This window comes from Nostoc sp., assembly GCF_036916975.1.
In the GTDB taxonomy this organism is placed as follows: domain Bacteria; phylum Cyanobacteriota; class Cyanobacteriia; order Cyanobacteriales; family Nostocaceae; genus Nostoc.
In genome coordinates this window covers 37,424-51,177 of sequence record NZ_JBALFF010000010.1, presented here as the reverse complement: position 1 = coordinate 51,177, position 13,754 = coordinate 37,424, and the positions used below count along the sequence as shown (strand labels likewise).

8 protein-coding genes and 1 tRNA gene are annotated in these 13,754 nt (G+C 40.6%); all 9 read left to right on the top strand.

Annotation, left to right across the window (positions count from 1 at the left end; all coding sequences use genetic code 11):
- Positions 1-67: 67 nt before the first annotated feature.
- The 9 genes from V7K73_RS02035 (at position 68) to V7K73_RS01995 (ending at position 13,457) form a co-directional block, all read left to right on the top strand.
- Positions 68-1,252 carry an esterase-like activity of phytase family protein gene (locus V7K73_RS02035; protein ID WP_334876661.1) on the top strand — a complete coding sequence of 395 codons (1,185 nt, stop codon included), beginning with the start codon at positions 68-70 and terminating at the stop codon, positions 1,250-1,252.
- 275 nt (positions 1,253-1,527) lie between these two features.
- Positions 1,528-3,150 (top strand): serine/threonine protein kinase, encoded by a 1,623-nt coding sequence (locus V7K73_RS02030; RefSeq protein ID WP_334876659.1) that lies wholly within the window; start codon positions 1,528-1,530, stop codon positions 3,148-3,150.
- A 98-nt stretch (positions 3,151-3,248) separates the two neighbouring features.
- Entirely contained in the window at positions 3,249-4,769 is a 1,521-nt protein-coding gene (locus V7K73_RS02025; protein ID WP_334876657.1) for a serine/threonine protein kinase, read from the top strand.
- Between the two features lie 110 nt (positions 4,770-4,879).
- Positions 4,880-4,953 (top strand) — tRNA-Asp (locus tag V7K73_RS02020).
- A 133-nt stretch (positions 4,954-5,086) separates the two neighbouring features.
- The gene (gene gltX / locus V7K73_RS02015; RefSeq protein WP_334876655.1) at positions 5,087-6,532 is read left to right on the top strand and encodes a glutamate--tRNA ligase; all 1,446 of its coding nucleotides are present in this window, start codon (positions 5,087-5,089) and stop codon (positions 6,530-6,532) included.
- Positions 6,533-6,807: 275 nt separating this feature from the next.
- Positions 6,808-7,302: a hypothetical protein gene (locus tag V7K73_RS02010; RefSeq protein ID WP_334876653.1), complete on the top strand. Its 495-nt coding sequence runs from the start codon at positions 6,808-6,810 to the stop codon at positions 7,300-7,302.
- 461 nt (positions 7,303-7,763) lie between these two features.
- Positions 7,764-9,650 carry an ATP-dependent zinc metalloprotease FtsH2 gene (ftsH2, locus tag V7K73_RS02005; RefSeq protein WP_334876651.1) on the top strand — a complete coding sequence of 629 codons (1,887 nt, stop codon included), beginning with the start codon at positions 7,764-7,766 and terminating at the stop codon, positions 9,648-9,650.
- 129 nt (positions 9,651-9,779) lie between these two features.
- Complete coding sequence (locus tag V7K73_RS02000) at positions 9,780-12,059, top strand: site-2 protease family protein (RefSeq protein ID WP_334876649.1); 2,280 nt, start codon at positions 9,780-9,782, stop codon at positions 12,057-12,059.
- A gap of 150 nt (positions 12,060-12,209) precedes the next feature.
- Positions 12,210-13,457 (top strand): ADP-ribosylglycohydrolase family protein, encoded by a 1,248-nt coding sequence (locus V7K73_RS01995; RefSeq protein WP_334876647.1) that lies wholly within the window; start codon positions 12,210-12,212, stop codon positions 13,455-13,457.
- The last annotated feature ends 297 nt before the right edge of the window (positions 13,458-13,754 follow it).

Sequence of the window (13,754 nt, the reverse complement as noted above, 5' to 3'; positions counted from 1 at the left end):
AGATATAAACCCTGCTTGCTTCAGCGCGATCTCTTATTTATAATTTTACCACTTCCACAAAAAATATATGCAGCTAATTAAAAATATCTTCAAAATTCCCCGAATTATTTACTTCTTTATCGCAATTATAATTATCATCATTTTATTTAACTTTTTACCCATAAATGCTGTTGAAATCAGTAGCATAGACTTTCTCGGTGAAGCTACTTTAGCAAAAGGTTTAACCTTACAAAAAACTGAAATTGGAGGTTTATCTGGAATTACATATAATGCCAAAAACAAGCTTTATTATGCTATTTCCGATGACCGTGGGCAAAAAGCTGCCGCCCGTTTTTATACCCTGAAAATTGATTTAAGTAAAGGTTCCCTACAAAAAGGTAAAGTTGTTCCCATCAGTGTTACTACATTATTAAATGAAAATGGTCAAACATTTCGCCCTGGTGAAACTGATACAGAAGGTATTGCCTTAACTAATAAAGCAACTGTATTTATTTCTTCAGAAGGCGATGTTGCAAAATTAATTAATCCTTTTATTAAAGAGTTCTCCTTATCTTCTGGTAGAGAAATTACAACACTTCCCATACCAAACAAATTTTTGCCCGATAAAAGTGGTAAACAAGGTATCCGCAACAATTTGGCTTTTGAAAGCCTTACCATCACACCCAATAAAAAGCATCTATTCACAGCCACCGAAAATGCTCTAATTCAAGATGGTGTCGCAGCGAAAGCTAACATCGGTAGTCCTTGCCGAATTTTGCAATACAACTTGCTCAACAACCAACCAGAAAAGGAATTTCTTTACCAAACAGAACCAGTTTCCCCCTTTTTGAATGTGACTGGCAAATTCGCTAGTGGATTACCTGATTTACTTGCTTTGGATAATGAAGGACACTTCCTAAGTTTAGAAAGGTCATTTACTGGTTTAGGATTTGCTATTTCCCTGTTTCAAGTTTCTTTAGAAAAAGCTGATGATATTCATCAGATTGACAGCCTTTTAGCAGTTGACTCCAAGAATATTAAACCAGTTCAGAAAAAACTGCTGTTAGATTTGAGAACCCTAGATGTACTACTAGACAATATAGAAGGCTTAACTCTTGGGCCTAAACTACCCGATGGTCAGCAATCATTAATTCTCATCAGTGATAACAATTTTAACTCCCTGCAACGCACCCAGATACTAGCCTTTAAAATTAAAATTGAAACACCGCTAATCAGATTGTTACGCCGTTTACTCCCGAATCTCAACCGTTAGCTGTACAGAGGTATCAGGGTTTTACTGCCATTTACTTTTTACTGTGTATTCACGGAATCTACTAGGTAAGTTTATCTAGTTATTTTGTAGTTTCCGTGTAATTTCTCAACCGTATTGCTTAATAAATATGTTACACAATATATAGGAATTTTTACAAATAGATTAAACATGATTACAGGATATGATTAATTGTCGATATTTTTTAAATTTAGATTTAATAATTACCTAGACTTATTAAAGTATTTTGCCAACAATATTTTTCATAAATGATTTTTATGTCACCAACTAAAATTGAGAATATGGTAGGGCAAAAAGCAGGGCTAGACGATTACATTGGGCAATTTTTAAATAATCGCTATTTAATCAAACATTTGATTGGCAAAGGTGGGATGGGTAGAGTTTATTTAGCAGAAGATACTGCTAAAGGTGGTATGCCGATCGCAATCAAAATTTTATCACTGAGTTTGGCCAACCAGCAGATGTCCCAACGCTTTGCTAGAGAGATTTTTATTGGCGCTCAATTGGGTCGTAAAAGTAAAAATATTGTTCGCATATTAAGTTATGGCATTACCGAAGATAAAACTCCTTTTTATGTAATGGAATACCTGCAAGGAAAAAATCTCAAACAAATTGTCAAAATTCAGCCCTTAACAATATCGAAGTTCTTAAATATTTGTAATCAAATTTGTTTAGGCTTACAATGTGCTCACCAAGGTATTAGCCTCAAAGGAGAGATTTATCCAATTGTTCACAGGGATATAAAACCAGAAAATATATTCATTACTGAAGATAGTAAACAAGGAGAAAATGTTAAAATACTAGATTTTGGTATTGCCAAGTTTTTAACAGAGCGAAGTGGGATGACTCTGACAGATTCTTTTATTGGCAGCTTGCCTTACTGTTCTCCAGAACACATGGAAGGGCGAAAATTGCTAGATGTCCGCTCTGATATTTACAGTTTGGGAGTACTAATGTTTGAGATGCTGACAGGAAAGCATCCATTTCAGACAAAAAGTAACTCCTTTGGTACTTGGTATCAAGCGCATCGCTTTCAAATTCCACCTATCTTTGAGGAAGTGAATCCGCAAGTCAAAATTCCGCAGGTGTTAGAAAAATTAGTGATGAATTGTTTAGCTAAAGAAGTAAGCGATCGCCCTCAAAATATCAACCAAATATTAGAAGGTTTAGAAAAAGTTAATCTTCAGATTAATGATGGTATTCCTAGCAATAGCAGTGACATTATTAAACTTTCATTTCCGGTTCAATTAATCCCTTCAACTTTCTTATCAGAAAAAGAATGTTTACAAAAGAATTGGCCTAAAAATAAACCAATTGCGCCAATTGGGTTTCCCCATTTACTACAAACGCCTCAAAGAGCTATACCAACTTTTTGGGCAATGTTACCCAAACAAGAGATTACAAAATTTTTGGATAAAATACATGGTACTGAATTTATTAGTCAAATGAATGTTTACCCGATGCTATTGTGGGTAACAGTACTATATGATGCCCAGCCTTCTATGGCTAAATGGCTACCTTATTTTCTGGATTTGAAAGATAATAAAGCCCAGAAGATAGTACGGAATTTAGCGGAAGTAGGTTACTATCATCTACTATTTTTTGCCATAGAAGATCCAACCCAATGCTCTCATGTAAAAACTTTAAGCCTTACGCCTAAACAGCGCCAGCAACTTATAGATTGCTTAGACATTAGTCAACATTCAAATGAATTAATTCTGTCTAATCAAGCCAAAAATATTCTAAAAACAATTTATGAAAAGCTGAAGTTAGACATTTTACAAAACTTAGCCGCATCTGAAAAAACTGAGATAGAAGGTTTCAAAAATTGGATGGATAAATTTTGGGATATGTTTTTAAAACTTTTATCACGTTCTTGAAATTTTGCTATCAAAATCAAAATAGTTTCTCCCATTATTTAATCATATTTTTATGTGTGTATTACTAATAAATAGACTCAGCAGCAGAGGTAAAAAAAGTGAATCAGAGCTTATTTACATCTCCAAGTAGTACGGGCTTACTTGCCAATCGTTATCAACTCAAGCAATTAATTGGTAGCGGTGGTATGGGTGAAGTTTTTTTAGCAAATGATATTTTGTTAGGAGGCATACCAGTTGCTATCAAGTTTTTGACTCAAACTGTTGTTGATACTAAGATGCAACAAGACTTTGCTCGTGAAGCTTTAATGAGTGCAGCTTTGAGTCAAAAGAGTTTACATATAGTACGGGCGCATGATTATGGTGTGAATGAGAAAGGAAAACCATACTACGTCATGGAATATCTATGTGGTAAGAGTTTAAAGGATTTAATTCCGCTACCATTGCCAATGTTTTTGACTCTCTCCCGCCAAATTTGTTTGGGCTTACAGTGCGCCCATCAAGGCATTAATATTGATGGTAAAATTTGCCCGTTAGTTCATAGAGATATCAAACCTGCCAATATATTAGTTATTCCCGATCCGATATTAGGCCAGTTAGTTAAAATTCTCGATTTTGGGATTGCTAGATTTTTGAATTATGCATCAAAAGCTAGTACATGTAGCGGATTTAATGGCACTTTACCCTACTGTTCTCCAGAACAGCTAGATGGGGAAAAATTAGATAGCCGCTCTGATATTTATAGTCTGGGTGTAATGATGTTTGAAATGCTCACAGGCAAAAAACCTTGGCAACCAGAAACTGATTACTTTGGGGCTTGGTATAAAGCACATCACTTTGAGCAACCAAAAGCGATCGCAGAGGTTAAACCCACTCTTAAAATCCCTCAAAAGCTAAATAATTTAATCATGTCTTGTCTGGCAAAAAAAGCTGGCGATCGCCCCCAAAATATCGCTCAAATTTTGCAAGTCTTAAACAGTTTAGAAGAGTCTAATTGTCCCAGTATACCTACAGTACCCTCTAGTTCTATCCTTAGCCGTCCAATAGATTTAGGTTTACCAATCACAGTAGAACAAAGCTGTCGCAAAGTTCTATGGCCTGAAAAGAAACCAATTCAAGAAATTGTTTTTCCCCAGCTTCTAGACACCCCACAGGGATCTATAACAGCGCTATGGTTGATGTTGCCTAAACAAGAAATCAAAAACTATGCCCTTTCTACCCGTTACAACCAGTTTATCTTCATGACATCCCCTCACCCCATGCTGTTGTGGGTGACTATACTCTACAATCGCCAATTGGCTCCTAAATGGCTACCATGCTATTTAGATATGCAAAATCCCCAAAATCTAAAGCTAGTAAGTTTGTTGGCTGAAAATGAACACTATCCTTTGATTTTCTTTACTCTGGAAGCACCACATTCTTGCATCAACGTTCTCAGCAGTCGCATCCAGCCAACTCAGCGAGAAATGTTGAAAAGCTGGGTACAACAAATTCATAGTCTACCACCCGCTTCTCAACTCGAGTTGAGCAAACAGCTATTAAAGCAGCAGTATAAACAAATGCAATCCCGCATATTGCAGCATCTGGAATCACAGCCACAGGTTGTATTATCACGGTTTTAAGGAAAAATTCGCACCTTGGAGAGACGGGACAAAAAGAATTTTTAATTTCCAACTCCAAAACACTTGACAAGTAGAAAAAAAATAGTGATAATAGCAAAGTTGCCAAACAAGGGACTGTAGTTCAATTGGTTAGAGCACCGCCCTGTCACGGCGGAAGTTGCGGGTTCGAGCCCCGTCAGTCCCGTTCTAAAGTTATGAGTAGTAAATCACTGAAGTTGGGTGATTTTGGATTTTGAATTCCCCAAAGGGATTGACTCAGAATTCAGGGTTTGAATATAAGCTACATTTATCATGCTTTGCAAAAGAGAGAATTAACTGTGACTGTCAGAGTCAGAATTGCGCCGAGTCCAACCGGAAATTTACATATTGGTACAGCTAGAACGGCTGTATTTAACTGGTTATTTGCCCGTCACCACGGCGGGAAGTTTATCTTGCGAGTAGAAGATACAGATTTAGAGCGATCGCGTCCCGAATACACCGACAATATTCTTGAAGGATTGCGTTGGCTAGGGCTTAACTGGGATGAAGGGCCATTTTTCCAATCTCAACGCCTAGATATTTATAAGGAAGCAGTGCAAAAATTGCTAGATCAAGGATTAGCCTATCGCTGCTACACAACTTCTGAAGAACTAGAAACTCTAAGAGAAGCCCAAAAAGCTAGAAACGAAGCTCCTCGCTATGACAACCGTCACCGCAACCTCACGCCAGAACAACGCGCCGCATTTGAAGCAGAAGGTCGTTCTTCTGTAATTCGCTTCAAAATCGAAGATGGGCGGGAAATTGTCTGGAACGACCTAGTAAGGGGAAAAATGTCTTGGCGAGGTAGCGATTTAGGTGGTGATATGGTCATCGCCCGCGCCTCAGAAGAGAGTAGCGGTCAACCTTTATACAACTTTGTCGTTGTAGTGGATGACATAGATATGCAAATTACCCATGTCATTCGCGGAGAAGACCACATCGCCAACACCGCCAAGCAAATTCTGTTGTATGAAGCAATGGGTGCAAAAATCCCAGAGTTTTCTCACACGCCGCTGATTTTGAACATGGAAGGACGCAAGCTTTCTAAGCGGGATGGAGTTACTTCCATTTCTGACTTTCAGCAAATGGGCTTTATTGCTGAAGGCTTGGTAAATTACATGACATTGCTGGGTTGGTCGCCACCAGACTCGACGCAAGAAATATTTACCTTAGAAGAAGCAGCTAAAGAATTTGGCTTTGAGCGTGTAAATAAAGCAGGTGCAAAGTTTGACTGGGACAAGCTGGATTGGTTGAACAGTCAGTATATCCACAAAACGCCAGTAGATAAACTCACAGATTTACTCATACCCTATTGGCAAGCGGCTGGGTATAAATTTGATAGTGGAAGAGAACGCCCCTGGTTAGAACAGCTTGTAACTTTAATTAGCCAGAGTTTGACTCGTTTAGTAGATGCAGTACCTCAAAGCCAACTGTTTTTCAGCGATACAGTTGAATTTAGCGACGAAGGTAGTACACAACTAAAGCAAGAAGGTTCTACTGCTGTCCTTGAGGCGATTGTCACAGCTTTAGAAAATCAGCCGCAACTCTCAGAAGCCGCCGCTCAAGATATTATTAAACAAGTGGTGAAAGAGCAAAAAGTCAAAAAAGGCTTAGTAATGCGATCGCTCCGAGCAGCCTTAACTGGAGATGTTCATGGCCCCGACTTGATCCAATCTTGGTTACTACTAAATCAGATTGGTTTAGATAAGTCACGCTTGAGTAAGGCAATAACACAAGCTAGTTAGCGATTACAACAATTTTTAGATGGGTCTTTTAGTGGGGAGTGATGAGGGAGTGAGGGAGTGAGGGACAATAATTAATTTCCCACTCCCCACCTTCACCCAAAAATTTTGGATTGTTCGAGTAATAGAGCAACTATAAGAACAAGAAATCATGGACTAATTACTAATGAATTATCTCCACTTTCAAATCTAAAATAGGTAGTCAATTCTCCTCACGTTGGGAACTTGGTGTGTAAAATTCATGTCTTCAAAAACACTTAGAAGCGAACGTAATTACAATGCCGACAAAAGCGCTCAATAGAGGGATGAGATTATCGTTCATGATAGTTACGCTGTTCATCGCATCGATAGTAAATGCTGCCGTTGATGCTCAGGAAGCGCCAACGATATTTGGAGATGTCACCATTGGCCCTCAGTTTTCTCCAGATCCCCTGACAGTTCGCGGCATGAGTGGTGGTTCAATATCTGGGAGTAAAGTAGGTGGGAGGAGCGAAACAGCTACTGGCCCTTGCACCGGGTTTGTTGATGAAACACCAGACCACACATTAGCGCTAACAAGTAAATTTGACTATCTAAAGCTGCAAGTGCAAAGCCCTGAAGACACCACCATCATTATCAAGGGGCCTGGTGGTACTTGGTGCAATGACGATTTTGATGGCAAAAATGCCGGCATGATTGGTGAATGGCTGCCTGGAAGTTATCAAATTTGGGTTGGTTCCTACGAAAAAGGTAAGTATCTTCCTTACACTCTACAAATTACAGAAGTTAAGTAAAGTATTAGGAATATGTGCAAAAACCTTGATAGCCCTCATCCCCTAACCCCGAATCCCGTCATCTGGGATTCGGGGAACTAGAATTATTTCTCCCCTCTCTCAAACATGGGAGAGGGGCTGGGGGTGAGGGAAAAGATTTAAGCCAAAATTGGGATGCTCCCCCATCTCCCCCACTCCCCCTAATCAGAGATGGAACGACACAAGGAACATTCTCCGTGGCGAAAGCATCCCGTTGCGCTCCCTTTTCTCGTGCGATATTGTATTAAAATTAAGTTAACTTTGATTAAGATTCTTGTTGGCATCGCCATAATGCGCCGATCGCTATATGGCAGTGCATATAAGAGATCAAATTAAACAAAATGGATTTATAGACATCCGTTTAACAGCTTAAAGTAACAGAGTGATAGAACATTCGGTTGCTGAAGCTGATGAGTTGTATAGGCATCTAGAGGCAAATTAAAATGAAATTCTCTTGGAAAGTCGTAGCACTCTGGACATTGCCGGCTTTGGTAATTGGTTTTTTCTTCTGGCAAGGGGCTTTTGCAGGCGCTCCTACTGACATGAGTAAGAATGCAGCCAATACGCGCATGACCTATGGTCGCTTTCTAGAATACTTGGATGGCGATCGCGTCAACAGCGTCGATCTGTACGAAGGCGGTAGGACAGCAATTATCGAAGCCAGCGATCCAGACATCGAAAATCGTGTCCAAAGGTGGCGGGTGGATTTGCCTATTAACGCTCCTGAGTTAATTAGCAAGCTCAAAGAAAAATCCATTAGTTTTGATGCTCACCCGATGCGGAATGATGGCGCAATTTGGGGATTGTTGGGTAATCTTATATTTCCAGTTTTATTGATTACCGGGCTGTTCTTTTTGTTCCGGCGTTCTAGCAACCTCCCAGGCGGGCCAGGTCAAGCAATGAACTTCGGCAAATCTAAGGCGCGTTTCCAAATGGAGGCGAAAACCGGGGTCAAATTTGACGATGTAGCCGGGATTGAAGAAGCTAAGGAAGAATTGCAAGAAGTTGTCACCTTCCTGAAGCAGCCAGAAAGATTTACCGCAGTAGGCGCACGGATTCCCAAGGGAGTGCTGTTAGTTGGGCCTCCTGGAACTGGTAAAACTTTACTAGCAAAAGCGATCGCTGGTGAAGCAGGTGTACCTTTCTTCAGTATTTCCGGTTCGGAATTTGTGGAAATGTTCGTTGGTGTGGGTGCATCCCGCGTCCGCGATTTGTTCAAGAAAGCTAAAGACAATGCCCCCTGTATCATCTTCATCGATGAAATCGACGCAGTAGGAAGACAACGCGGCGCTGGTATTGGTGGCGGTAACGATGAGAGAGAGCAAACCCTGAACCAGTTGCTCACCGAAATGGACGGGTTTGAAGGTAATACAGGCATCATTATTATTGCTGCCACCAACCGTCCTGACGTACTAGACTCAGCATTGTTGCGTCCCGGTCGCTTTGACCGCCAAGTAACTGTCGATGCACCCGATATCAAAGGACGTTTGGAAATCTTACAAGTCCATGCGCGGAACAAGAAATTAGATCCTAGTGTATCTTTGGATGCGATCGCTCGCCGCACACCTGGATTTACTGGGGCTGACTTAGCCAACTTACTCAACGAAGCAGCAATTCTGACTGCTAGAAGACGCAAAGAAGCTGTCACCCTGCGCGAAGTTGATGATGCGGTGGATCGGGTAGTCGCTGGGATGGAAGGCACTCCTTTGGTAGATAGCAAGAGCAAGCGCTTAATTGCATACCACGAAATTGGACACGCTTTAGTGGGAACTTTGTTAAAAGACCATGACCCAGTGCAGAAAGTTACCTTGATTCCAAGAGGACAAGCGCAAGGTTTAACTTGGTTTACTCCCAACGAAGAACAAGGGTTAATTTCTCGTTCTCAGTTGAAAGCCAGGATTACTGGAGCTTTGGGCGGTCGCGCTGCTGAAGAAGTAATTTTTGGGGCTGCGGAAGTCACAACTGGTGCTGGTGGAGACTTGCAGCAGTTATCAGGAATGGCGCGGCAAATGGTAACTCGGTTCGGGATGTCCGACTTAGGGCCATTGTCGTTAGAAAGCCAGCAGGGTGAAGTGTTCTTGGGTCGTGACTGGACAACCCGCTCTGAGTATTCTGAATCTATCGCCTCTCGCATTGATGGACAAGTGCGAGCGATCGTGGAAGAATGCTACCAAAACTCGAAGAAGATTATCCGTGAGCATCGCACTGTCACCGATCGCTTAGTCGATTTGCTCATCGAAAAAGAAACCATTGACGGCGAAGAATTCCGCCAGATTGTGGCTGAGTACGCTGAAGTCCCTGAAAAACAGCAGTACGTACCGCAACTGTAACCACTGTTCTAAAATCACTGAAATGGGTATGGTTAAAAGACTATACCCATTTTTATTTTAGGTATTCATACTAAGTTCTTTTATTTAGTGTCAGGGAATACTAAGCATAGCTAAAAATTTGATCTTGCTATGCAATACCTAATCTACCCGATCGCAATTTACGTTCTACTAATTCTTATTCGCTATCTCATTCTCTTTTTACTACTTTGCAAATCTCAGATTCAATATCCCAAATACCAGATTACAAAGGCTGATACAGTTCCTATCTATTTAAAAGATTTATTTCAAACTCCCATTAAAGAACTAAAACAATTCGGCTTTCTTCCATGCAGCTATTTGCAATATCAACCCCTGAGCAAAGCCTATCAGCAAAAAAATTGGGAACTTCTTTTATATAACAAAGCACTCAAAAGCTATGCCACAGTAGTTATTCGTTGTTTAGCCGAACCTGTCAATTTATTCGATATAGAGTTTTATACCTTTTTTAAGGATAGAACTTTATTGCTGACTGTCAACGGCAAACAGCATGGACTTATAGGTGAGTTTCCTAACACTATTGTTCAGGATGTTTATACCAGCGAAGTATCAATACAATGGCAGACTCATCAAGATCATCTCAAACAATTAACTACCAGCAAAACACCTTGTGGTTTATCACCAGAATCTTTTGCTCAAGCACTACAGACACAGATGAGTGGCTATGTTAGTAACTTAGCCAAGACTGGCAAAACATCACCAATCAAGGGAACAAAGTTATTTCAGATACATTGGTTAACAATCCTGCGATCGCTTAACCCGATGACGCAGGGTAATAATAAAGCAGCAAATATCATCAAGCAACGCAGACAACAAGCCAAAACTGATTCCAGCATTTTACAAGAAATCCCTATAGAACTGGAAGTTGAGGGATTTAAACAAATGGAATACACTCAAACCGGTTTGGTGGGTAAAAAATTTCGCACTTGGCTTTTGTTGGGTAGTCTAGGGTTGTTTATCGCCAGTTATGCAAGCTTTCTTAATCCACAAAGTCTGGTGATTTTCATCGCTGTACTGTTTTTCCATGAAAGCGGACATTTATTGGCGATGAAACTGTTTGGTTATCGTGATACCTCTGTTTTATTCATACCGTTTTTAGGCGCTTTAGCAACCGCCCATAAAGATGATGCCACACTCACCCAAAAGTTTTGGATATCTTTAGCAGGACCATTACCAGGGTTAATTTTGGGGATTGGGTTGGCGGTTCTTGCACCTTTTGGCAGTGCTTATCCTGATTGGGTACGAGAAACAAGTTGGACGCTGATATTTCTAAATTTGTTCAATCTCCTCCCGGTTTATCCTCTAGATGGAGGACAAATTGCAGATTTACTGCTGTTTTCTCGTTTCCCTTACATTGGTGTTTTATTTAAAGTCATTGGTGTAATTATCTTAGGATTTATCGGAAAAGATAGACCAATGTTATTGTTATTTGCGATATTGATAGCTATAGGTATCCCTAACAGCTTCCGCAGCACTAAAATTAATCAAAAAGTTCAAAAACAACTGCGACAAAATCCACCCATAGGTCAGGATAATATTCTGCATTTCATATTTAAATATCTGAAACAATTCGGATATGGAAACTTGCCTTTCAGTAAAAGATACACCTTAGTAAAGGGATTGATTCAACAGCAGCACGAATACCATAGTAAATGGAAAACTAGAGTTTTTCTATTAGTTATATACTGTGTAACCTTGTTAGGTGGAATGTTAGGCACTCTGCAAGCTATGGCTCCTAGCTTGGTAAAGTTATTAACTTATTCCTCTCATAATTATCACCAAAGAATTAAGCAGATTAGAAAAAATAGACAACAACAAATTGAGATGACAACTGCTGCTTTACGTACAAATCCCAATGATGTGAATGCTTATATAAAGCGATCGCGGGCGCATTTGGGACTGCATGACTCTAAAGGCGCACTAGCAGATTATGACCAAATTGTGCGCTTAAAACCTCACGATATTGAATCTCGGATGACTCGTGCCATATTTCGTAATAAATTAAAAGATTATAACGAGATTTTGCGCCTTAACCCCAAAAATGTCAGTGGTATCTATTACCAGCGAGCGCAAGTTCTTAATCATCTGGAAGACTATAAAGGAGCGATCGCTGATTACAACGAAATTATTAAATTGGATGCCAAAGATACCTACGCTTATATCTCTCGTGGATATAGTCGTCAAAAACTCCAAGATTACAAAGGTGCGATCGCAGATGCTAACTATGTAATTCAGCTAAATCCTAAAGCAGGTGAAGCATATATATTGCGTAGCGAAATTCGTCGTACTTTGGGAGATAATCAAGGAGCTATCGCAGATGAACAAACTGGAAGTACTCTTTTTAAAGCTATGGAAGAGGAAGATGCTAGTTGATAAAAACTAATTATTAACAAATGGTGGGGGTTTAAGTCCCCTGCTTCTATCAAGCAATTACGTTTTGTGTCGGGGTCTAAATCCCCGTCACAAAACGTAATTGCGAATTGCGAATTGCGAATTGCGAATTGCGAATTGTTTTAATGACTTATGCCAACAACTAACAATCTTCGGCTAATTCGCGCTCAATCCTCCCTTGAAGGTTTATCAGTGGGTGATGCTTTTGGAGAGCGATTTTTTCTGCATCCAGATGTGGCAGAAAGTCTGATTGTCGCGCGTGCTATCCCTGCATCACCTTGGTACTACACTGACGATACCCAGATGGCGCTCTCAATTGTGTCTATTCTCCAAGAATACGCGGAAATTAACCAAGATTATCTAGCAGAAAGCTTTGCCAAACAATACGACAGCGAACGGGGTTATGGCCCAGCAATGCACAGGCTGTTAACGCAAATACGCAATGGTGAATCTTGGCAGAAATTGGCAAGTAGTCTGTTTGATGGACAAGGTTCTTATGGAAATGGAGCAGCGATGCGCGTCGCACCCATAGGGGCGTTCTTTGCCGAAGATTTGGATTTAGTTGTCAAGCAAGCACAAGCCAGCGCCGAAGTAACTCACACCCATCCAGAAGCGATCGCCGGTGCAGTTGCCGTAGCAGTTGCTGCTGCTTGGGCGTGGAGACTCAAAGATTCTTTACCCAGCAAAGAAGATTTTCTCAACCTTGTCTTACCTTATGTTCCAGAAAGCGAGGTAAGGGCAAAAATTCATCAGGCTGTGAATTTGTCGGAAAACACATCAGTGCAATCAGCAGCTACTCTGCTAGGAAATGGCACTCATGTCTCAGCACAAGATACAGTCCCCTTTGCGCTATGGTGTGCTGGCCAACACCTTGATAACTACGAAGAAGCACTGTGGTTGACTGTAAGTGGCTTGGGAGATAGAGATACTACTTGTGCGATCGGTGGTGGTATTGTGGCGATATCTACAGGTGTAGAAGGTATTCCCACGGCATGGATGCAAGCACGAGAACCTTTGCCCAAGGGTGATAGAGAAACAATCACACTTTTCCGTCCTACTGGGCTAAAAGAACTGGCTTTGATTAGGGAAAGTGGCGATCGCGAATTTCCTCTTCGACTACCTGAACAGCCTATTTTCTACCCAGTACTTAACGAAGAATACGCCGCACAAATAGCCGGTAACTGGAATGCGGCAAGTACTGACACAGAATATATCGGCTATGTGACACGTTTTCAGGTGCGTGCAGAGTTTTTAAGTCGCTACTCCGTAAAAACTGTAGGCGGTTCCATACATCAGGAATATTGGATACCTGCGGAAGATTTACCTGAATTCAACCGTAATATCGTTGGTTTAATTGAAGTAATAAGTACGTATGCGTAATTAAATATAAGATCAAACCTCACCCTCAATCCCTCTCCTTAATATTGTCGGGGGAAGCCGGAGGCAGGGTGAGGTTTTATATTTAATTTGACCCACTTACTTAGAGGTTGTTTGAACAAGTCTAAATTCATACCAGCCCTGGCGATTAGAAATCGCGGCTACACTAGACTTTACCCACCTCCGTGGGTTGAAGACCTTGATTTTGTGTTAGTCCACGGAGGTGGACTAAGCTTTGTGTAGTAGCGATTTCTAATATTCAAAACTTGTTCATTCATCCTCTTATCAGAATTTCGCCAA